Genomic DNA, 20,961 nt, shown 5'->3' with positions numbered 1-20,961 from the left:
CGGCATCTCCGCATGGCTCCCGCTGGTCGACTCGTCGTGGGAGGGCTGGCGGGCGTCCTGACCTGGGCGGCCACCCTGCTCTTCCCCCCCCTGGTCTGCGGCGTCATCGGCTGCGCCTGCTGGGTAGCCGTCACGGGCGGACTGCATCTGGACGGAGTGGCGGACTGCGGGGACGGACTGCCCGTGGAAGTGCCGAGGGAACGCCGGCTGGAAATCATGAAAGACTCCCGCCTGGGAACCTTCGGCGGTACGGCTCTGTTCTTCAACCTGGCATTCAAGGGAGCCGCTCTGGCGGCTCTGGCGGCCTGCGGTTCCCGGGAACTTCTGCTCACGGCGTGCGCTCTTGCAGGATTGCTGGCCCGCAGCCAGATCTTCATCGCCATGCGCTTTCCGGGCGCGCGCCCCGGCGGCATGGGGGAAGCTTTCAAGCAGGGGACGCGCCCCGTTCACGCCCTGATAGCCGCCGCCGTCACCCTGGCTGCCTGTGCGCTGGCAGGATGGCACGGACTGTACGCCCTGCTCGCCGCCCTGGCCGGTTCCACGGCGTTGCTCCTGTATGCCCGCCGCCGCCTGGGCGGCGTCACCGGGGATGTGTTCGGCTGTACCGTGGAATGCACGGAATGGATCGTCCTGCTCACCTTCTGCACCTTATGAAAACTCTGCACAAATGCCGCGTTCCTGGCCTCAACATCGGCTGCACCTCCTTCATCATCCCGGACTACTACGTGCCCGCCATCAGGGAATGCGTCCATTACGCGGATGATGTCGCCCTGCTCCTGCTGGAAGCCGGAGACTGCGGCAAAGAACTCATTACTCCTGCGGAAATACGGGAACTGGCCGGCATCGCCGCGGATGCCGGGGTCAAATGGAACGTCCACCTGCCCACGGACGGCGGTTTCGCCACGGAAGAATCAAGCCGCCGCTATACGGAAAACATCATCCGCGCCATTGACCTGACACGGGAACTGGAACCCCACACGTGGGTCATGCACGTGGTTACGGATCATATTCCCGGCCCGGACATGCGCCCCCACCTTACGGAGCGTGAAACGGAACGCATCCTCCGCAGCCTGGAGCAAATAACGCCCCATTTGCCCGCTCCGGAATGCCTGGCCCTGGAAAATCTGGAACGCCACCCGACCGACTACCTGGACAACCTGGTCTCCGCCACTCCCCATTCCCGCTGCTTTGACATAGGCCATGTCTGGAAGGAAGGCCTGCGGCCGGAAAAACTGCTGCCGCTCTGGCTGCCGGACATACGCATGTGCCACCTGCACGGGCTGGAAAAACGGGACCACAAATCCCTGCACCACATGCCCCCCGCCACGCTGGACGCCATCCTGCACCCCATGTGGGATATCCGATTCTCCCCCCCCATTACCCTGGAAGTCTTCAGCCTGGACGACTTTCTGAACTCCCACCAGGCCATGCTGGAATCCCATGAACGCTACATCACCAAACACTGACGCCAATACCGCACGCATGACGCTCGTCCTGGGCGGCATCAGAAGCGGCAAAAGCCAATACGCTGAACAAATAGCCGCCGGATTCGGGGGAAAAATCCTGTACGTCGCCACGGCGGAAGTGTGGCCCGGGGCCGGCTCCATGGAATACCGCGTGCGCAAGCACCGGGAACGCCGTCCTGAAAGCTGGCTCACGCTGGAATGTCCCCGTCATGTAGCTTCCGCCGTCAGGGAATCCGGCTTGCTGGACCAGGTGGACGGCGTCATTCTGGAATGCGTCACCCTGCTTGCCTCCAATACCCTGTACGCGCAGAAGGACCCCACGGACTACGAACCATTCCAGGAAGCGCTGATTGAGGAAATAGAAGCTCTGAAAAAACTCATCCGCCAATCCCCCGTGCCATGGGTGCTTGTTTCTTCTGAAACCGGCATGGGCATCAGCCAGTCAGATGCGGAAACGCGCCATTACTGCGACGGACTCGGCATTGCCAACCAACTCCTTGCCAGAAGCGCGGATGAAGTTTACTTCATGGTCGCTGGGCTGCCCCTGACCGTGAAAAAAGGCTGAACCACCCGGAGAACGATGCCCCATTGGTCAGGGAAAAAAAATGCCGGACATGAAGCGTATCATCACCCTGTGCCATGTTGGCATCGCTTTCATCATCCATGAAAAACGCTTCCGGGAAACTCGTGGCGCAGGCAGGAACTACATGAGGAATCCGGCATACGTCCGGGACGCCACACCTTAATCGTCAACGCCGGTCTGAACCGGGCCATCTCCAAAGCCTGGAACACCGGAGCCTTTTACCGACAGGAACAGCGGAAACACGTGATCAACCAGAGCATTAACGCTGCCGTGCGCTGCTTATCTCAAACACTTATTTCCAATCGGAAACATGAAGGAGAGAATCCGCGGGAAATTCCCTCCGTTTTTTCCGCGGCTCACTATATTCCACAGGAAATTCTTGACTCTCCGGCCCTCTTGCCTCTTAATTCTTTTGCCTCATGTGCCGTCGTGGCGGAATGGTAGACGCGCTCGACTCAAAATCGAGTTCCAAAAGAGTGTGGGTTCGAGTCCCACCGGCGGTACCAATTAATAAACCCTGGTAGCTGAACGCTCCCAGGGTTTTCTATGATCAGCCGGTAACGCTTCATTTCTCATAGAGACTTCCCGCGGTAATACCAGGACGGAAGGAGATGGGCCCGCGCCCGGTTTACGCCAGACAATGATCTGGTGGAAAAATTCCGTTCCCGCTCCTCTGCCGATTGTCGAAAAACCGTTGACGAACAGTATTTGGCTGGATTGCATCATGGATACTGCGCTTCATGGCGGATGATCAGGAAAAAGAAATGGTTCATGCCGCTTTTGCCACCGTCGGCTTTTCCAGATCGCCATCTACACCCGGCCTTATGCCGCCACAGGCAGACGATCCCGGAACGGCCGCTTTTAAAAAGTCTGTGTCACCAGAGCGTGTTCGTCTGATACCTCTATTGTATCAGTGGGAGCTATGAATATATATTGTCCGGAATTTTCCGTTTCCAGAACAATCAGGGAGGCAGCGTCGCTAAGAAGCGCATGGACAGTACACGCAGCCGTGCAAGTCAGCGCATAGGATGCGCCCGGTATGGTATTCACTTTCATCAAGCAGATTTAGTGCCGGAAACGGGAGAAAAATCATCCATGCCAATACGTGCACATTTCCTGCCGGGGAATATGAAAAAAGGATGATGAGAAATGGACCATCCAACAAAATAATCAATAAAGTATTTATATTAAATATATTATCTAATAATCACAAACCAATGGCGACTGTATTGCGCATACATGTAATGCATTGATAATAAAATATCATATATACATTATCCGCCTGTTTCACTTCATCAAAAAAGACCAGGAGCCTAAATTGTTAAATAATTATCATATAATCAACAATTTACAACAACACTGCACTCGTTTCGGATTTAGAGGGGCAGGCAATCCCTACAATTGGCTCGAATTCACGCAATGCAATACGTATATAGAAGAGTATGACTTCGTTGCCGGCATCTTCATTGGTTGAAACAGTAGCCAATAAAATCAAACAGATGATTCTCAGCGGCAGCCTGATCAATATCCTGCCCGGAGAAAGGGAACTCGGACACAGGTTATCCGTAGGCAGGGAGACTGTCAGAAAGGCCCTCACTCTTCTGGAAAGGGATGCATGGATTGCCCCCGCACGCATCAAGGTTCCGCGGCGCATCCTGAAAACTACGGAAGAAGAAACGGTTAAAAACATCTTTTGCCATCCGGTTCAGGAAAAAAGAGAAATTCTCGGTTTTCTGACGCCCCTGCCCCTGAAAAGGCTGGCTCAAAGCGTATTGGCGGAGATATACACCATCTCCAAAATTCTGGAGGAAGACGGCATCAGCGTCCGCATTTTTGAAGCTCCCTGGATTTTAGGCAATAATCCGGACAAGAGGCTTGCCAAGCTTGTTACCAAATCCGAATGCGTCTGCTGGATACTTCACCGTTCCTCGGAACAAACCCAGCTCTGGTTCAAAAAGCACCGCATTCCCTGCATTGTGCGCGGCACCTCCTACCAGAGCAGCAACCTACCCTATCTGGACCGCCACTGGGCGGCCACCACGCATCATGCGGCGCAGCACCTCTGGAACAAGGGACACAGAACAGTAGGCCTGTGCCTGCCTCCTGATCCATTGAAGGGCCACCAGCTCATGCAAAAAGGCTTTTTCAGTTTTGCGGAACAGGGATGGAATCCCGTCCTGGTTCCCTCCCCGTTTGAAACGCCGCTCTTCTTTGAATACCTTGCCAAAGCGTTTAAAGAACATCCGGATATGTCCGCCCTGGTAGCCACGCGGGGCAATCAGGTCGTTCCTATCCTTTCCTGGGTGGAAGCCCGCTCCCTGAGCATTCCGGACCAGCTCAGCCTGGTAAGCCTGACGTACGAACCCTTCATGGAACGCCTGCTGCCCACTATCACCTATTATGAAGAGAACCAGACAAAAACGGTTCACAAACTCATACGGATGCTCCGCTCCCTGACAGCCGGGAAAAATATCAAGAGCATTTCTGTCATTCCGGAAATATACCCCGGTCAATCCGTTTCCCGGCACTCCTTATCCGTATAATACCTTTTTCCGGAAAGGAAAGCATCAACAGAAAAATATATTGGCAACAGGCAAAGAAAAATTCCTTTAGAAGACAGAATCTTCTTTCCGGAAACGTATCAGGAATATCCCCGCCATGATTGTTTCCATACTGCCATGCTCTGCACGTTTTTTCCTCTTTTCATGGCTGCTTTGTTCCCTGCCGGTCTTTCTGGCACCTTCCCTGCATGCGGATGAAATCAACGTTATCCTCATTGGCGGCCAGTCAAACGCCACAGGGCAAGGGTACGTCAACAACATTCCTCCCTGCTTCAAGACGGATAAACGGATTCTTCTGTACTATTCCGGTTCCCTCAAAGGGGTAGAACCGGCAGAACAGCTTGTTCCCTTGAGCCCGGCCTCCGAATCCCCCGACCGTTTTGGCGTGGAATTAAGCCTGGGAACAGCGTTGCAGAAAAAATTCCCGCAAAAAAAATGGGTCCTCATCAAGCACGCCCGGAGCGGAAGCAACCTTTTCCTGCAATGGAACCCTGGACAAACTTCTCAGGATAAGCAAGGGGAAGAATACGTCAAACTGATCCGTACCGTCCGCAACGGAATGGAAGCCCTGAAAAAACAGGGATATACTCCTGTCCTGAAAGCCATGGTGTGGCAACAGGGAGAAGGAGACGCAAGGGACATTGCCGGCATCAAAAACTCTCTGTCTTACGGCGCCAACCTGAACAACCTGATTAAACGCATCAGAGCAGACCTGGAAGCCCCCGATCTGGCCTTTATCTACGGCAGCGTTCTTCCCGTGCCCGCTCCGGCCCGTTTTCCAGGCAGGGAAGAAGTGCGGCAGGGGCAAAAGGATGTAGCGGAAGAATCCCGTACTTCCCTCTCCGTCAACAATGCGGTTTATGTTCCCGCAGACGATCTCCAGCTGCGCAGCATGGACTTCCGCACCCCCTATCCCACGGATACCATCCATCTGGGCACGCATGGAGTTCTGGCTCTGGGAGAACGCTTTGCCTCCGTATTGGAAAAAATATGGAGACAAAAAAACTGATCCCACCGCTCTTTTTTCTTCCTCACTTTCTCCAGCCCTGGCAGCCCCATCCGGAAAACCGATAATGTTTGACATCCCTCCGGGCTGCGGATAGGGTTGACTATCATTTCATTCCCTGCCTCCAACGCTGTTGAAGGGGGGGACTCAACAGAACTCTCTCATCCATTATTGCCCATGAACCCATTGAAAGGAGCATGCATCATCGGCCAGTCCGGAGGCCCCACCGCCGTCATTAATGCCAGCGCGCTGGGAGCCATTCAAGCCGCCCTGCAAAGCGAACAGATCACGCGCGTGCTGGGAGCCGCCAACGGGATTGAGGGAGTGCTCAAGGAACGCCTGTTCGACATGGCCCGGGAGGATTCCGAAGAACTGGAGCTGCTCAAATATACTCCGGCCTCGGCCCTGGGTTCCTGCCGCTACAAGATGTCCGACCCATCCGCGGACGATACGGATTACCGCCGTCTGCTGGAAATTTTCCGAAAATACGACGTACGCTACTTTTTCTACAACGGGGGCAACGATTCCATGGATACCTGCAACAAGATATCCAAATTCATGCAGCAGTCCGGTTACGAATGCCGCGTCATCGGAATCCCCAAGACCATTGACAATGACCTTCACGGCACGGACCACTGCCCCGGTTTCGGCTCTGCCGCCAAATTTATCGCGACCTCCTGCATGGAAGTTCACCAGGATCTCCGCGTGTACGACAAGGGACGCGTCACCATCGTGGAAATCATGGGCCGCCACGCCGGCTGGCTGGCCGGCTCCGCAGCTCTGGCCACGTATGCGGGAGCTGGGCCGGACTTGGTTTACCTGCCGGAAGTTCCCTTCCGCATGGAGGAATTCTGGCAGGATGTGGACCGGATTTACAGACAGAACGGCAGCTGCATGGTCGCCGTCTCGGAAGGCGTGCAATATGCAGACGGCCGCTTTGTCGCGGAATCCGGAGACAGGGACGTCTTCGGCCATACGCAGCTGGGCGGCCTGGGAGCCATGCTTGCGGAATCCGTCAAGCGGCAAACCGGAGCCAAAGTCAGAAGCATTGAACTCTCACTCCTCCAGCGCTGCGCTTCCCATGTCGCCTCCAAGACGGATATTGATGAAGCGTATATGGCGGGAACAGCCGCCGTGGAAGCCGCCGTTTCCGGCCAGACGGATAAAATGGTAGCTTTTGAACGGGTTACGGAGAATGGCATTTATTCCTGCAAGACTAAATTGATAGGTCTGGGAGAAGTGGCCAATGTGGAAAAACTTGTCCCCCGCGAATGGATCAACGCCCGCGGCAATGGCGTGGAACAGCCGTTCATTGACTATGTTCTTCCTCTGATCCAGGGAGAGACGGCCATGCGGAAGGAATGTTCCCTGCCCCGCTTCGCGAAACTCAGGAAAGTGCTGGCGAAACCGGAACAGCAGTAGCTGTTTCTTCGGGAAAGCGTTTTGCCTCATCACCCCGGCCGGAGTTGCCCGCCCCACGCTTTTTCAGGTAAACATCCGGTCGGCGCCCTTCCCCTTTCCCGGTCTCCTGAAAGGGATGAGAAAGGAAAGCCGGTATAGCAGTTTCGTTCATCAACAGGAAAAACCAGCCTCTTCTCTGACAGATTCTTCCGTCTTTCTCTCTTATCCATAACGTGCGTTTTATCTTTTCAGAATCCTCCGCTTATAGAAAACCGCATCTTTTTTACTTAATAGGAATGGAGCCGATTTCCTTCATATCTTCTTATGAAACAATGTTTTTCAAATATATCAGAAACAAATGGGGAGGAACAGGTAAACGAAAAATCTTGCAGGCAAGGATAGAAAAAGGCTAAAATAATAAAGGAGTTCAACATTCGGCTTCTATCATTTCGCGGCGCAAAACTGCTTGTTTCCGGATATCTTTCAGGAAACCGGCATGGAATCGCTTCCCGCTTGCCTATCCAAGTTTTTCCCGCATGCCATGCTCGATTATCTGTTTCAACATTTTTATTCAACGCTGGCTATCCTTGCTTTCTGCATTGCCATCCTGATTTTGAGAGCCCTCGGCAAACGCGGCAGTTTCTGGATTCCCGTCTCCACGGCCCCTTTAGGCTGCATCACCTTCCTGGCCGTCTTTCTCCTGCTGACGGCTTTCATTATTGGGACATTCGGCTTGTTCACCACAATTCCCTTAGCGGAAAGTCTGGCTTTTGCCCTAGCATGGCTGGCAGCCATGGCGGCAGCTCTGATTGTCATTTCACGCCTGACCGGCTATTACCTTCGGCAGGAGCCATCCGCAGGCAGGCATTATCCGGAGGAATATGGAAAAATGCTCTCAGCCCAGCTCCGGAACAAAGGCATCCTGCTGTTCGCAATCATCGGCATCATCAGCTGCGCCATTGACATCATTACACTCCCCTTCCCGATTCCGGAACTCCCTCCGGGATCGCCCCTGTCTGCCGCCACCATGATTCCCCTGCCGCCGGAAGCGCCTTTTGACGTACGCCTCTCCTCCCGCGTCACGACCAGATTTTCCGGAGAATGCGACTTTGACGTGACCGTCCGGAAAAAGGGAGGCGGCAAATATGTTTTCCCTGCCATTCTGATCAATCCCGGGGGAAGAAGCGCCGTTACTATTTACAGGCTGTGGCCGGAAAACAAGCGTCATCAGGGCAGCCTGATCTTCACCAACGGAATACAAAGCTGCCTGCTTAATATGGATACCATGCAAATGAAGTCCCTGAGCGGCCCCGCTTCCAATTACCCTCATCCTGCCGGGGAAGACCTGTCCGGAGAAAATATGAATCTTCGCCTGGAAACGGTAGGACGGTACCGGGGGCTTTCCTTCGTACGCGGAGCGGACCACTCGGCTACAACACGTTCTTATATTCTGAAAATTCTGGAAAACATGCTGGCGCGGACGGAGCGCCTCCAGGAAGCCATTGACACGAACTCTCCCGAATCCTCAACCGAGTAACAAGCGGGCTTACTGTCAACCCAGCCGGGGCGTCTCCTCCCCCGGCGGCGAATGGCGCGGATCACCGTGCCTCCGCCCCCTTCCAGAGCCAATCCGGTTCCGCGTGACAAAAACTGCTGCAACAAACGCGCCCAATGCCGGAACTCCCCGCCCTTCTCTCTGCATACGATGCGCATTCCTTCATCCAGCTTCACGGGCTTTGCCGCCTCCCTGGCCTCCACCTTCACGGACACGGGCCGGGGCATGATCTGATTCTGAGCATTCTCGGACATGCCGCATACGCCGGAAAACAGAACAGAAAACACATGGAAAACATGCCGGAAGATCATGTTCCCTATACACTGTTTTTCTCAGGCATCTTTCTTTTTCCTCCCTAATTCTCTTCCGCCCCTCAAAGCCGGGGCAACATCCTCTCCATGACGTGCCGTTTTGCCCGGAACGCCTGAAATGCCTTCATGCTCCCCTTGCCTTCCTTTTACCGGCGGCGTATGATGGGCATCATGAAAAAAGACGATGCGCCGGGCCTGTTCGCCGCCTTTGCAGACCGCCCTCTGGCGGATCGCCTGAGGCCGACCGCACTGGAAGAAATCATGGGCCAGGACCACCTGCTGGGGGAAGGAGGCCCTCTCCGGCTCATGGCGGACTCCGGCAAAATGACCAGCTTTATTCTGTGGGGGCCTCCCGGCTGCGGAAAAACCACGCTGGCGCGCATTCTGGCGACGCGCACGTCCATGCATTTCACAGCTCTCTCCGCCGTCTTCTCCGGCATGGCGGATTTGAGAAAAGCCTTTGACGAAGCGGCCAGGCGCAGGGAATACGGTCAGGGAACCCTCCTGTTCGTGGATGAAATCCATCGGTTCAACCGCGCCCAGCAGGACGGCTTTCTGCCATATGTGGAAAACGGAACCGTTACGCTGGTGGGGGCCACTACGGAAAACCCTTCCTTTGAACTAAACAGCGCCCTTCTCTCGCGCTGCAAGGTCTTCGTCATGCACTCCCTGGACGCCCCGGCTCTGGAAAGCATCATTGAACGGGCGGAAGCCCTTCTTCAGCGCAAACTTCCGCTCGCGCCGGAGGCGCGCGCCACCCTGACAGAACTGGCAGACGGAGACGGCCGCTACCTCATTAACCTGATGGAAAGCGTCTTTGACCTCCGCAAGCCCGATGAAATGCTGGACACGGACGCGCTGCTGAAAATTGTCCAGCAACGCGCCCCGGTTTACGACAAGGACCGGGAAGGCCATTACAACCTCATCAGCGCCCTGCATAAATCCCTGCGGGGATCGGATACGGACGCGGCCCTGTACTGGGCCGCGCGCATGCTCGAGGGCGGCGAGGACCCTCTCTACCTCCTGCGCCGCCTGACCCGTTTCGCCATGGAGGATATCAGCCTGGCGGACCCTGCCGCACTTCAAATGGCCATTGCCGCGTGGGACACCTATGAACGCCTGGGCTCCCCGGAAGGAGAGCTGGCGATTGCGGAACTGATCATCTACCTGGGCTGCGCCCCCAAATCCAACAGCGCCTACACCGCGTGGAGCGCAGCCCGGAAAGCGGCACGGGAATACGGCTCCCTGATGCCCCCGGCACACATCCTCAACGCGCCCACCAGACTCATGAAGGAACTGGGCTATGGAAAAAATTACGCCTACGATCATGACGCGCCGGACGCATTCTCCGGTCAAAACTACTTTCCGGACAACATGCCCCGCCGCCGGTTCTACAGGCCGCCGGAACGGGGTTTTGAACGGGAAATCAACAAACGCCTGGCCTATTGGAACAAACTGCGCCGCCAGCGGGCGGAAGAGGACGCCGGAAACTCCGGTACGCGCAGGAACTGGAAAAAGCCTCCCGTTCCGGAAAAGCAGGAGCCTTCATGACGCATCCGCCGGCCATACGGCCACTTCCGCAATGCCCTGCCCCGGAGACAGGCGGATGCGTACGTACCTGGCGCCGGTCCCTTCCGGACACATTGCGGTCAGCTCCGTCCCATCCCTGCGCAAAACGGCGTTAATGTCTTTCCAGATACTTCCGTCCCTGCTGACCTGAACCGCGGGGGCCGGCCCCTTCCAGCTTCCGGCGGCTTTCACCTCCACCCGGTCCAGACGGAATTCAAACTCCATGTCCAGCATCCACCACGGCGCTTTGTCTTCCACGGACGGACGCCATGCAGAAACATCGTCGCCGTCGGAAGCCTTCATCGCCTCCTGAAGCCCGGAGGAAGCGGAACAGGGCCGCAATACGGCCAAATTGGCTTTCTCTCCGGGTTCGGACCGTCCGTACCGCGCCAGCTGGATATCCCTCTCTTTGGCAGTAAAACGCCTGTAGGGCCTTTCCCGCGTTTCTAGACTCCTGCCCGCTGCGTAAGCCGGAGCATTCCGGCAAACGATTTGGAGGTTATCCCCCTTCAATCCGGGAGAAGACGCCCTGATCACCGTCTTCCCGGCATAATAAGACCGGAACTCAATCGCCGCACAGCCGTCAATCAAATCAATATCCGTTCCGGGCATGAACGTGATGCTCTTGCCGGTGGGGAACTCCCCGGGCCCCGATTCCACCGTAAGCGTCACCGGAACGGCATTGGCTATCCGCTTTCCGGCGGCATCCGCCACTTTCACGGTCACATGCACGTCATCCGTGCCGTCCGCCGGGCTGATGACCTTCTTGTCCGCGGACAGCTTCACCTGTGCCGGAGCCCCCTCCACGGGCCACTCCGGAGGAGGAATATTCCTCAACTCATTCCTGTACCAGTACCAGGCCCGCTTGGGAATGCGGAAGTAATCCACAATGCCCATGCGCCCGCCGGAAGGCCAGATGCTGCCGTGGTCAAAGCCGCACCAGACCGCCTCTCCCACGCGCCAGGGATAGCGAATCCCCGCCTCCTTATCCTTCTTCATATCCCCCCACCCCGGCGCATACATCCCCGGCCTCCGGCAGCTCACGGAACCGTACTCCGTCACCATGCTGGGCCTGCCGGGCGTCTTCACATGGGAGCCGTCCCCGTTGAAGGCGGCCATGTCCCCCAGCTTGTCAAAATTTCCGCGCTGCCCTCCCCCGGCGCACACGGGGCGCGTCGGGTCCAGCTCCTTCACCAAGGCAATAAGCCTGTTGCACAAGGCCCTGGCCTCCGGCCCATGCCTGGTGAAAAACGGTTCATTGCTAATGCTCCAGATGACGATGGAAGGATGGTTGCGGAATTGCAGCACCATCTCCCTCACCTGGCGCATGCAGCTTTCCTCAAACGCAATACGGTCCTTCTTTTCCGTTGGATAGGCATCGCAATTCCAGTACCTGTCATGCTCCTTGAACCCGCCCATTCCCCAAAAAACGCCTTCATTCAGCATGCACATTCCCTCCCGGTCGCAAGCATCCAGAAACGCCTGGGAATGAGGGTAATGGGAGCCGCGTATAAAATTAAACCCGGCGTTCTTCATCAGCCGCACATCACGGCGGGCCCCGGCGTCCGTCACGGCATCCCCCCATCCGGCGTGGTCCTGGTGCACATTGGCTCCCTGCAGATAAACAGGTTTTCCGTTCATCAACATGCCCCGGTCCGCCGTCAGTTCCAGAGTACGGAAACCCAGGGGATTTTCCGCCCGGTCCAGCACCTGCCCCTTCTCGTCCAGCAACTCCGTCGCCACGCGGTACATATTGGGGGCTGCAGGGCTCCACAACCTTGGAGAGGCCAGCGGAGGCAGGTCAGCCTGTACGCGAGACTCTTCTCCGGCGCCCAGCTCCGCGTCCTTCTCTCCCCGCAGCACCACGCGGCCGCTTTGCTCCTCCCGCACAGTATGCCGCACCGTCACTTTCCTCACAATCCCGGTATCATTCTTCACTTCCGTCAAAATCCGGACCTTCCCGCGGGCCGCCGTCACCTCCGGCGTCTGAACCCATACTCCGTGCGCAGGCAAATACACGGGAGAACACACGTGCAGATGTACGTTCCGGTACAGGCCTCCGGAAAAAGTATGCTCCCCCGCCCGCGGCGCCATGCGGGGGCTCCAGCGGTTATCCACCCGTACCTCCACCCAGTTCTCGCCGGGCTTCAGGAAAGGCGTCAAATCCGACCGGAAGGCCGTATATCCCCCTTCATGCCTTCCCGCAGTCTTCCCGTTCACCTTCACCTCCGCCACCTGGAAAGCTGCGCCGCAATCCAGAAACACCTTCTTCCCCTGCCATTCCTCCGGCATGACCAGCTTCTTGCGGTAGGTGCCTCGCCCCGTGTAAAAGGAATCGGACATAAAGTAGGGCAGACTGAACGTATGGGGCAGATGAACCGTCTGCCAGGTGCTCTTTCCGGGCTCGTCCTCAAGCCGGAACTCCCAGCTGCGGTTCCAGATCATCCTCTCGCAGGGGAATGCAACTTTTTCCGCAGAGGAAACGCCTGTTTCCGCTCCGGCCATGGAAAAACACAGGGCAGCGCCCAGCATGCAGGCCATCATCTTGCGCATGCGTATGTTACCATTCCGTCCTGCTTTTTCTTTCAGTTAAAAAATATTTCCGCCCGTGAAAAGCCCGCAACAACAAGCCGTGCATCCCGGAAAGGGAGCACGGCTGGAAAACTTCTCCATCCGGGGAGCAGCGCAAAACGCCTGCCGCCCCGTTACTGGGTGATGATATTCAGTTCCGCAACAGTGGCGCTCTGCTCGCCGCCCTTCACCGGAGACCGGGCATCCAGCTTGAAGTAGCGGGCCTCCACAGGCCTGCCGAAGTCGATGCGCTGAACCGCGGGGTCCTTCCTGATATAATGGTACGTGAACTGGCCTTTCTTCACTTCCTTCCAGTTCCGCCCGTCATCGGAAACGGAAAACGCGTACTGGCTGATGAGGCCCTTGTCCCTGTCCATTCTGGGCGTATAGATAAACCCGGTAAACTTCATTCTGGTTCCCATATCCACGGCAATGGAGTGGGGAAAACCCGGCAGGCCGTTCGTGTACGACGTGTGCCAACAGGTATCCGGATTCCCGTCAATGGCAAAGTGGGCGAAACCGGTATCCGGCTCTTCCGAGGAAGCACTTAAAATTTGGGTCTTATATACTTGACTTCGGTTTCTCCATATGCTATTAATTAGCCATACTAAGAAGGCAACCATGAACGACCGCTTAACCATTTCACTTTTTGAGCTTTTTGAAAAATTCCCCAATGAGGAATCAGCTAAAAAGTATTTAGAGGAAAAACGGTGGGGCGATAAGGTAGTTTGCCCGTTCTGCGGGAAAAGCGAAAAACAGTATAGAGTAAAGAGGAACGGGGTTGAAGGGTATTTTGAATGTGGGGAGTGCGGGAAAGTTTATACTGTTAGAACGGGAACTATCTTTGAAAGAAGCCATGTTCCACTTCATAAGTGGATATTTGCTTTCTATCTAGTAGTGACTTCCAGAAAGGGTATTAGCTCCATGCAACTTTCCAAGGAAATTGGGGTTACGCAAAAAACGGCGTGGTTCATGCTTCAAAGGATTAGGGAAGCATGCAATTCCAACCATGATGACGATGACAATAACGGCTTTCTATCTGGAATTGTTGAAGCTGATGGGGTGTATATTGGAGGCAAGGAATCCAATAAGCACGAATCTCAGAAATTGAAGGCTGGGCGCGGAATTGTTGGAAAGACAGCGGTTTTAGGAATGAGAGCCAGAGCAGGAAAGGTTTTAGCAAGGGTTATTCCCGACACTTCAAGAGATACAGTTCACCAAGTTTTGAATAAGTATTTGAGCCGGGATTCCGTTCTGGTTACTGATGAACATGCTTCTTACAAAGAATCACAGTTCAATCATCAGGTGGTGAATCATAGTGCCAAGCAGTATGTTGACGGAATGGCCCATACTAACGGCATCGAGAGCGTATGGGCGGTTTTGAAGAGAGGATTCTATGGAATCTACCATTCATTCAGCACAAAACATTTACAGAGATATGTAGATGAATTTGCGTATCGGTTGAATGAGGGAAATGTGAAAATCCACACATGGGTAAGATTGGATTCTCTTATGGCTAAAGCATTTTCGACGAGAATTACTTACGCCGAATTGAAGAATTGACCGCCACCTTGCGAGCAAGGCGACGGCCTAAGTCATGCAAATCAAAGAATCGCCCCCTTCCCCGAAAGGAAGGAGGCCAGTTAATTCACCGCCGAAAGTTAGAATGACCAGCTAAAGCCAACTGTGATAAAGTGGTATGGGTCAACATCTGACCAGTATTTCGTTATTTCATATCCAATAACGATGTCTGTTTTTTCTGTAACAGCAAATTTGAAACCGATTAATGCCGAGTAAGTTCCACTAGAATCAGACTCAGATACTTTTCCTCCACCTCCAGAGAGTTCCTGTTTATAATAATGAAGGCCTATTTTGCCGCCTAAATAGAAAGTGGCAGAATCAGATAAGGGGACATTAAAAGAATATCCAGCGGTAAATGGGAATACCTGTTGTTTCCATTTCAACTCCCCTTCGTAGGTTTTAGAACCTGTAAGCGCGCCGAGATTGAAAGATAATTCATGGAAAACAGAACCCGCTGGAATGTTAGCGTGAAGTCCTAATTGGGCACCGTACAGGTCTGGCATATCTATTCCATAATCATTCCCCGAATGGAATCCGTACATTCCTCTAATGCTCATTCCAAAATTGGAATCATACCGTGTTGAATATGCGGAACTATAATTCCCTCCCATTCTATAATAGTTCCAAGGGTCACTAGAGGCGGCCTGTGCGGTACATGAGAGGCTCAGAAGCCCCAAACTGGCGATGATGGTTTTCGTGTTCATGATGTTTTTAGGTTTTGGATTCCTTAGAGAGGACAAAGAATTATCCTAATGAGATGTAATATTGTCCAATAAAAGAGCTATTATTATCCTAATAGGATTTTGTCAATCATAAATAACCCGGATTCTTCCATTTGCCCTCCTGATAGGAGAAAATTGCCCGCATGGACGAGAAACGCCCGCTGGATATTCAGACTTTGGGAAGGTGGTTAGAAGAGAACAAAGTGTCTCGCACCGAACTCGCTTCCTCCCTAGGTCTAGCCAGAAGCACCATTGATAACTATTTTTCCAAAGGCAACATCCCTAAACACGTCCAGATTCTGATTTCCCGGTACATGAAAGGCCGGGAACCTGCTTCCAACAATGACTTTGTTTCTCAACTGAGCGTTCCTATCCCTAACAAAATTCTCAATTTGGCCGTTCGAGCGGCGGTTCAGAAGGATATGAGTGTTGAGGAATTTGTGGTGTGGGCCACAGAAGGGGCGGCGAGGAAAATTGTGGAAGGGAATAGGTGTAATTAGAAAGAAAGGCTCGGAAATGAGTGGCTATCTAGGTATTTAGAGACTCTCAACGTGAGAGACTCCTTGTACACCTGATGAATGTCGATTACCCAATTCGGAATTGGAATCACAAATCGTCGTTCGAATGAAAAATTCTACTCTAAATGAGATGGTCAAGCGGGCCGTCAAAGAAGGATTGGCGGTGGAGGAATGGATTTTGGGGACTGTGGAGGAGAAGGTTGAAAAATCGTCAATCAATGGATAATATGCGTCATATAGATAATATCGTGTAATATTAGTTGACATATTTTATGAATAATCCATTTTGAAGAGGTACTTATTGTAGAGAGCATCATGTTACCTAAAATATCTTTGAATGAGGAAACTAAGCAGGCGATTGCTCGTTCTGTTGGAGTGCCTGTATCTAGAATATTAGAGATGGATGCCTCTGAATTAGATGCGGCTGTAGAGTCTAAAATTGGCAAGAAACTAAAATTAGACACAAAACGCAATAGATTTCCACTAGTTGGAAGAGGTTCTGTATATTTAGCTCTTTCAAGATTTTTAAGATTTAATCTTGATAAAAAAATAGCTAAAATATAAAATGCTTTCCTCTGATTATTTATCACGTATAGAGAATCTCTATACGACATATAATAATACTATCAAATTATTGATAGCGGATATAGAAGCGAAATACGAAAAATTTCCTATAGAACTTTTTAATGAAATTCGTGCTTTACATGACCATATAGCTAGATGCTATATTCCTGATTTAAAGCCCGAAACTATTAAAGATGAAATTGCAAAAGCGGAAGGACATATTTGGAGAATAATTTTGGATTGTTATAAATACCTTAATATTCATTTATCTGATTATGTTAAAAATTTTGAGAAAAGGACTAAGCGTGTCGATTTATTTGTAGTAGATAATGGACAATTTTACGTCACTTACAAAAAATTGCACAATGAAGCTATTTTCTCAGTTAGAGAGGCTAAAAAAATAGAAGGAATCGATAAAACAAAATCTCTGAAAAAATACGAAGACGCCTATAATCAATATACTGAGCTATACGACCATATTAATTCTAAAATATCAGATATTAATTGGGCAAAAAGGAAATATTGTGTTAAATTTGGTTTGAAGGCTTTACTGTGGATTGCTTCGGTGATTCTTTCTTCTCTCATTACTATTTCAGTCGGTTGTCCGAAATTACAAAGTATTGTTGAAGGCGTTATCGCTTGCTTTTAAAGGCAATGACATTTTTCAATATTGTTTCTTCCAAAGACGTATGTTACACTATCGTGTAGTATGTATAACACACGCACTTTTGAACTACACGATAGTGTAACATACGTCTTTGGAAGCCTCTCCTCTTTACAAGTTAAAAAGCACTACCTCATGAAAAAGTGAGGTAGCGCTTTTCTTTTCGAAATAATACCAATTTCTTATTATTTGACAAAATCAAAAACGACACAACCTCTTCCAGCAAATATCTATATTCTCTTTCCCTACGAAGTAGGAGAGGGGTAACAAGATTAAAAGGGATAATTCCGAAAAATTTTATAAAAAGTATAATTTCAAGTCTTTCCAATCAAATTTCATGCGCATGTTCATAACAATGGAAGACGCATTAGAACTTGTAAAAAAACTCAAAGGGGCTTCTTAGAAGCAATTAAAAAGCGCCTAACTTAAGTATATAAGACCCTAAAATTTTCCATTCGCCCTGCCCCTTGACGAGGGGGAATTTTCTCTCTCCGGGAGACGTGGAAGGAACCTTGCCGGACTTCACCCAGGCCCTCACTTCCCCTTCGGGAAGCTTGAAGGGATTCCGGTACGCTTTTTCCGGCCCCTTGTTGACGGAATACGTTATCTCCGCCTCAGGCGTGGAGGAAACCAGACTGACCATGCCGTTTCCATCCCGTTCAATGACGGGGGAATGGGGAACAGCCAGTCCCGTGCGCGCCAGATTCAGCAGGGCGGACGAGGGCGCCAGCACAAACCCCAGAGCTGTGGCCTTGCTCAATGTCTGGTACCTGGCCAGCGGGCGGGGCCCGCAGGAAGAGCCGCCCAGCCCCATCTGGAAAGCATCCAGATTCACAATCACTTTATTTTTCTCCGGCAGCCTGTCCAGGCTCCTGGCGTCGTTAAGCTCCTTCGGCGTATAACGCAGAACGGAAACCTCCAGCAGAGCCCCGGGAGAGGCTGAACCTACCCACAGAGCCCGGGCCTCCCGGGGGTTGGACAAGGCTATCCAGTCCGTCTCCATGCGGTTGCCCATATCCTGGGGCCGGGAATAAGCAAAAAACATATCGTCCACGGAAGTGCGGAAAACGTCCTTCCAGCAGCTCGTGCGGCGGTCCCGGTAATTATCCCACGGTCCCAGCCCCAGGTACTCTACCCGGTCATACGCGGCAGGCATCCCGAAAGTAACGCCCAGCCGGAGGAGTTCTTCTCCCCTGGCGGAGGGATACATTCGGACGGAAGCATTGATAATGCCGTTGCCGAAAACCGTCCACGCGACTTCCCCGGAAAAGGCAAGCTCGGAACCTTTCGTCCGGAACTGCGCCGTGATACGGGCCACGCCGGGGGAAATGACGGCAGCGTTAACGTCGAAATATTCCGCTTTCATATTCTGCATCTTCATTTCCCCTTCAACCTTGCTCCTGATCCAGGCGTCGTTATCCACCGGAGAGCGGTACGCCTGGAGCTCCACCGGATAGCCGGGCAACATCAAATCCCGGCCGCCATACCGGAGGGAGGAAAGCATCCCGTTTTTGAAGGAGGCGGAAAAACCTTTTCCCTGCACGACCACGGGATCTCCCTGACGCACGGAAACGGCAGGCAAACCCGCCGGGGGAGGCGCGGGAACCTCCTTCTCCGCGGACGCCGGAAACCACTCGTAAGCTTCGCACTCATTCACCACATGTTCCAGTTGACTGGCGGAAAGTTCCTTCACGTCTTCCGGGAGCTTGAACCGGGCATCCGCCAGAACCATCAGGGAACCGGTCCGCATGGCGGCTGAAGGCAGATTCACCGTTGCGGATTTGCCAGGGGGGACCTCCGGAAGAACCATGCGCTCCACGGCATGGCCGCCGCCGGGAGCCAGGGATACCAGATAAAGCGTATAACCTTTCAAAGGCTTATGGAAATATTTGTTGCGGACGGACAGGGAGCCGTCCCTGCGCTCAAAAGCCATGTACTGGTATACTTTCTTCACCTCCTTCGTCTTGACCGTGGTGTTCCGGTTGCCGAGAATAATGCCGTTGTCGCAGAAATTGGCCTGGTTAGGCCTGTCTCCGAACATGCCGCCGTAAGCCTGCGTCACTCCCTTGAAAGGGGCGGGTTTGTAAATGCCGTTTCCGGCGGGATCAGCGCGGAGGGACTGGTCCGCGAAATCCCAGATGGCCCCGCCCACCATGCGCGGGGAAGACTCGAAGGCATCCATGTACTCCTTGAAATTACCCAGGGCATTCCCCATGGAGTGGGCATACTCGCACACGAAAAAGGGGCGGGAAGTTTTCTGCTTCCCCCAGTTTTCCACCCGGTCCACGGGCGGATACATGGCGGAATCCATATCCACGGCCTTGTGGCCGTGCGGAAATTCGCAGTAATGGAGGGGCCGCGTACCGTCATAAGCCCTGACAGCCGCTGCTGCCGCCTCAAAATTGGGGCCGTTGCCGGACTCATTGCCCAGAGACCAGAAAACAATGGATGGGTGATTCTTGGAACGGTGCACCATGCTCATATTGCGCTCCACATGGGCTTTCTTCCAGGAAGGCTTCCGGGAAATATCCATGCTGCCATTGCGGATGCCGTGGGCCTCGCAGTTGGCTTCGTCCATCACGTACAGGCCGTAGCGGTCGCACAGCTCATAAAAATAAGGATGATTGGGATAGTGGGAGCAGCGGACGGTATTGATATTATGCGCCTTGATAATCTGCACGTCCTTTTCCATCACTTCCCGTGGAATGGCGCGGCCGTAATCGGGATGGGCTTCATGGCGGTTGACTCCCTTGAACTTGACGGCCCTGCCGTTGATCAGCACGGCTCCGTTATCCGCAATCTCCACGGAACGGAACCCGATATTGACGGAACGGGTATCCTTTCCATTCAGAGAATAAGTCACCCTGTACAAGTTGGGCGTTTCCGCCGTCCATGGCTTCACGCCGGGAAATTTCCTGTTCAGGGAAATCTGCACCTCGCCTCCGGAGAGAATGGAGGGAACCTCCAGCGTTCCGGAATCCAGCCTTCCCCTGTTGTCCGTCTGCACGCGGCCGGAACCGTTCTGCCCCTCCCAGTTCAAGTTGGTGGAAATCCCGTCGATAGAATAATTCAGCTTCATGCCGGCGGGAATATCCTTTTTACCGGAATTGCGGATGGTGAACGTTCCGTCCAGCGCCCCGGTTGTGTAATCCTCCCTGTCCAGTCCGGCCTTCAGGAACAGGTCGCGCACGTGCGCCTGCGGCTGGGCAAACAGGGTCACGTCCCGGAAAATGCCGGAAAGGCGCAGGAAATCCTGATCCTCCAGATAAGAACCGTCGCTCCAGCGGTATACTTCCACGGCAATCGTATTCCTTCCCGGCCTGACATAGGGAGTAAGGTCAAACTCCGCCCCTGTATAGGAGTCTTCGGAATAGCCGACCTTATGGCCATTCACCCACACATAAAAGGCGGACTCCACTCCGTCAAACCGGACCATCACCTGCTCCCCCTGCCAGGAAGCGGGCAAATTGAAATCCCGGCGGTAGGAACCCACGGAATTACGCTCCCTGTACGCCGGCCAGTTCCTGGGCGGTTCCCCCATTACCTTGGGAGGATTCGGCTTGAATGGATAGGGAACATTCGTGTAAATGGCCGTTCCATAACCGTAAAGCTGCCAGTTGGAAGGAACCTTGACCGTATCCCATCCGGAAACGGAATAGGAAGGATTGAAGAAATCGGCAGGCCTCTCGTCCGGAGTCATGGAAAATTTGAACTTCCAATCCCCATTCAAGCTCAACGTTTTATCTGATGCCGGAAAAACGGAGGCTCGGGGAGCCTCCTTATTGATTCCCGTCACCTCTTCATTTTCCCAATCCGGAACGTCCCCCAGCAGGGGAAGAGCCGGAGCCAGAGCCATCAAGGAAAACAGAAACAAGCGCACCGTCTTCAT

General features: G+C 53.3%; 18 protein-coding genes and 1 tRNA gene. 15 read left to right on the top strand and 4 right to left on the bottom strand.

Going from position 1 to position 20,961, the window contains the following annotated elements; translation table 11 throughout:
• Positions 1–12 precede the first annotated feature (12 nt).
• From cobS to O4G22_RS08490, 11 genes are all read left to right on the top strand, one after another.
• Entirely contained in the window at positions 13–654 is a 642-nt protein-coding gene (gene cobS, locus O4G22_RS08540; RefSeq protein ID WP_306713860.1) for an adenosylcobinamide-GDP ribazoletransferase, read from the top strand.
• A complete protein-coding gene (gene cbiR, locus O4G22_RS08535) occupies positions 651–1,466 on the top strand; it encodes a cobamide remodeling phosphodiesterase CbiR (protein WP_297667878.1) in 816 nt (271 codons plus the stop codon). The genes cobS and cbiR overlap by 4 nt, the downstream gene beginning before the upstream one ends.
• A complete protein-coding gene (locus tag O4G22_RS08530) occupies positions 1,441–2,031 on the top strand; it encodes a bifunctional adenosylcobinamide kinase/adenosylcobinamide-phosphate guanylyltransferase (protein ID WP_295979489.1) in 591 nt (196 codons plus the stop codon). The genes cbiR and O4G22_RS08530 overlap by 26 nt, the downstream gene beginning before the upstream one ends.
• Positions 2,032–2,080: 49 nt before the next feature.
• On the top strand, positions 2,081–2,212 hold the full coding sequence (locus tag O4G22_RS08525; RefSeq protein WP_306713859.1) for a hypothetical protein: 132 nt from the start codon (positions 2,081–2,083) through the stop codon (positions 2,210–2,212).
• Between the two features lie 260 nt (positions 2,213–2,472).
• Positions 2,473–2,555 (top strand) — tRNA-Leu (locus O4G22_RS08520).
• 936 nt (positions 2,556–3,491) lie between these two features.
• Positions 3,492–4,592 carry a substrate-binding domain-containing protein gene (locus tag O4G22_RS08515; RefSeq protein WP_306701557.1) on the top strand — a complete coding sequence of 367 codons (1,101 nt, stop codon included), beginning with the start codon at positions 3,492–3,494 and terminating at the stop codon, positions 4,590–4,592.
• 115 nt (positions 4,593–4,707) lie between these two features.
• Positions 4,708–5,619 (top strand): sialate O-acetylesterase, encoded by a 912-nt coding sequence (locus O4G22_RS08510; RefSeq protein ID WP_306701556.1) that lies wholly within the window; start codon positions 4,708–4,710, stop codon positions 5,617–5,619.
• 174 nt (positions 5,620–5,793) lie between these two features.
• Entirely contained in the window at positions 5,794–7,038 is a 1,245-nt protein-coding gene (locus O4G22_RS08505) for a 6-phosphofructokinase (RefSeq protein WP_306701555.1), read from the top strand.
• Positions 7,039–7,558: 520 nt separating this feature from the next.
• Entirely contained in the window at positions 7,559–8,554 is a 996-nt protein-coding gene (locus O4G22_RS08500) for a hypothetical protein (RefSeq protein WP_306701554.1), read from the top strand.
• A gap of 51 nt (positions 8,555–8,605) precedes the next feature.
• Positions 8,606–8,806, top strand: a complete 201-nt coding sequence (locus O4G22_RS08495) for a hypothetical protein (RefSeq protein ID WP_306701553.1) — start codon at positions 8,606–8,608, stop codon at positions 8,804–8,806.
• A gap of 248 nt (positions 8,807–9,054) precedes the next feature.
• Positions 9,055–10,434, top strand: coding sequence for a replication-associated recombination protein A (locus O4G22_RS08490; protein ID WP_306713858.1), 1,380 nt, complete (start codon positions 9,055–9,057; stop codon positions 10,432–10,434).
• Here O4G22_RS08490 and O4G22_RS08485 read toward each other — a convergent pair.
• Positions 10,429–13,005: a glycoside hydrolase family 2 protein gene (locus tag O4G22_RS08485; protein ID WP_306701531.1), complete on the bottom strand. Its 2,577-nt coding sequence runs from the start codon at positions 13,003–13,005 to the stop codon at positions 10,429–10,431. The genes O4G22_RS08490 and O4G22_RS08485 overlap by 6 nt on opposite strands.
• Before the next feature lie 152 nt (positions 13,006–13,157).
• On the bottom strand, positions 13,158–13,646 hold the full coding sequence (locus O4G22_RS08480) for a discoidin domain-containing protein (protein ID WP_306701530.1): 489 nt from the start codon (positions 13,644–13,646) through the stop codon (positions 13,158–13,160).
• Between O4G22_RS08480 and O4G22_RS08475 the strand changes: the two genes are divergently transcribed.
• Positions 13,645–14,586, top strand: coding sequence for an IS1595-like element ISAmu1 family transposase (locus O4G22_RS08475; RefSeq protein WP_012420698.1), 942 nt, complete (start codon positions 13,645–13,647; stop codon positions 14,584–14,586). The genes O4G22_RS08480 and O4G22_RS08475 overlap by 2 nt on opposite strands.
• A 98-nt stretch (positions 14,587–14,684) precedes the next feature.
• On the opposite strand, the gene O4G22_RS08470 is transcribed toward O4G22_RS08475, so the two are convergent.
• Entirely contained in the window at positions 14,685–15,308 is a 624-nt protein-coding gene (locus tag O4G22_RS08470; protein ID WP_306701529.1) for a porin family protein, read from the bottom strand.
• A 161-nt stretch (positions 15,309–15,469) separates the two neighbouring features.
• Here O4G22_RS08470 and O4G22_RS08465 point away from each other — a divergent pair, with 161 nt between their 5' ends.
• The 3 genes from O4G22_RS08465 (at position 15,470) to O4G22_RS08455 (ending at position 17,057) form a co-directional block, all read left to right on the top strand.
• Positions 15,470–15,826: a hypothetical protein gene (locus tag O4G22_RS08465; RefSeq protein ID WP_306701528.1), complete on the top strand. Its 357-nt coding sequence runs from the start codon at positions 15,470–15,472 to the stop codon at positions 15,824–15,826.
• 333 nt (positions 15,827–16,159) lie between these two features.
• Entirely contained in the window at positions 16,160–16,408 is a 249-nt protein-coding gene (locus O4G22_RS08460; protein WP_143245852.1) for a hypothetical protein, read from the top strand.
• Between the two features lies 1 nt (position 16,409).
• Positions 16,410–17,057, top strand: a complete 648-nt coding sequence (locus O4G22_RS08455; RefSeq protein WP_012420694.1) for a hypothetical protein — start codon at positions 16,410–16,412, stop codon at positions 17,055–17,057.
• Positions 17,058–17,481: 424 nt separating this feature from the next.
• Here the strand turns inward: O4G22_RS08455 and O4G22_RS08450 are convergent, their stop codons facing one another.
• Positions 17,482–20,961, bottom strand: a complete 3,480-nt coding sequence (locus O4G22_RS08450) for a glycoside hydrolase family 2 TIM barrel-domain containing protein (protein WP_306701527.1) — start codon at positions 20,959–20,961, stop codon at positions 17,482–17,484.

This window comes from Akkermansia muciniphila, assembly GCF_030848305.1.
In the GTDB taxonomy this organism is placed as follows: Bacteria; Verrucomicrobiota; Verrucomicrobiia; order Verrucomicrobiales; family Akkermansiaceae; genus Akkermansia; species Akkermansia muciniphila_A.
This window is presented reverse-complemented; position numbering and strand designations above follow the sequence as displayed.

Excerpts from the sequence above, each read along its gene's own strand:
- O4G22_RS08470 (WP_306701529.1), bottom strand. The coding sequence starts at position 15,308 with ATGAACACGAAAACCATCATCGCCAGTTTGGGGCTTCTGAGCCTCTCA.
- O4G22_RS08510 (WP_306701556.1), top strand. The coding sequence starts at position 4,708 with ATGATTGTTTCCATACTGCCATGCTCTGCACGTTTTTTCCTCTTTTCA.
- O4G22_RS08455 (WP_012420694.1), top strand. The coding sequence starts at position 16,410 with ATGCTTTCCTCTGATTATTTATCACGTATAGAGAATCTCTATACGACA.
- O4G22_RS08460 (WP_143245852.1), top strand. The coding sequence starts at position 16,160 with ATGTTACCTAAAATATCTTTGAATGAGGAAACTAAGCAGGCGATTGCT.
- O4G22_RS08485 (WP_306701531.1), bottom strand. The coding sequence starts at position 13,005 with ATGCGCAAGATGATGGCCTGCATGCTGGGCGCTGCCCTGTGTTTTTCC.
- O4G22_RS08480 (WP_306701530.1), bottom strand. The coding sequence starts at position 13,646 with ATGGTTGCCTTCTTAGTATGGCTAATTAATAGCATATGGAGAAACCGA.
- O4G22_RS08525 (WP_306713859.1), top strand. The coding sequence starts at position 2,081 with ATGAAGCGTATCATCACCCTGTGCCATGTTGGCATCGCTTTCATCATC.
- O4G22_RS08505 (WP_306701555.1), top strand. The coding sequence starts at position 5,794 with ATGAACCCATTGAAAGGAGCATGCATCATCGGCCAGTCCGGAGGCCCC.
- O4G22_RS08475 (WP_012420698.1), top strand. The coding sequence starts at position 13,645 with ATGAACGACCGCTTAACCATTTCACTTTTTGAGCTTTTTGAAAAATTC.
- O4G22_RS08515 (WP_306701557.1), top strand. The coding sequence starts at position 3,492 with ATGACTTCGTTGCCGGCATCTTCATTGGTTGAAACAGTAGCCAATAAA.
- O4G22_RS08500 (WP_306701554.1), top strand. The coding sequence starts at position 7,559 with ATGCTCGATTATCTGTTTCAACATTTTTATTCAACGCTGGCTATCCTT.
- O4G22_RS08490 (WP_306713858.1), top strand. The coding sequence starts at position 9,055 with ATGAAAAAAGACGATGCGCCGGGCCTGTTCGCCGCCTTTGCAGACCGC.
- O4G22_RS08465 (WP_306701528.1), top strand. The coding sequence starts at position 15,470 with ATGGACGAGAAACGCCCGCTGGATATTCAGACTTTGGGAAGGTGGTTA.
- cbiR (WP_297667878.1), top strand. The coding sequence starts at position 651 with ATGAAAACTCTGCACAAATGCCGCGTTCCTGGCCTCAACATCGGCTGC.
- O4G22_RS08530 (WP_295979489.1), top strand. The coding sequence starts at position 1,441 with ATGAACGCTACATCACCAAACACTGACGCCAATACCGCACGCATGACG.
- O4G22_RS08495 (WP_306701553.1), top strand. The coding sequence starts at position 8,606 with ATGGCGCGGATCACCGTGCCTCCGCCCCCTTCCAGAGCCAATCCGGTT.
- cobS (WP_306713860.1), top strand. The coding sequence starts at position 13 with ATGGCTCCCGCTGGTCGACTCGTCGTGGGAGGGCTGGCGGGCGTCCTG.
- O4G22_RS08450 (WP_306701527.1), bottom strand. The coding sequence starts at position 20,961 with ATGAAGACGGTGCGCTTGTTTCTGTTTTCCTTGATGGCTCTGGCTCCG.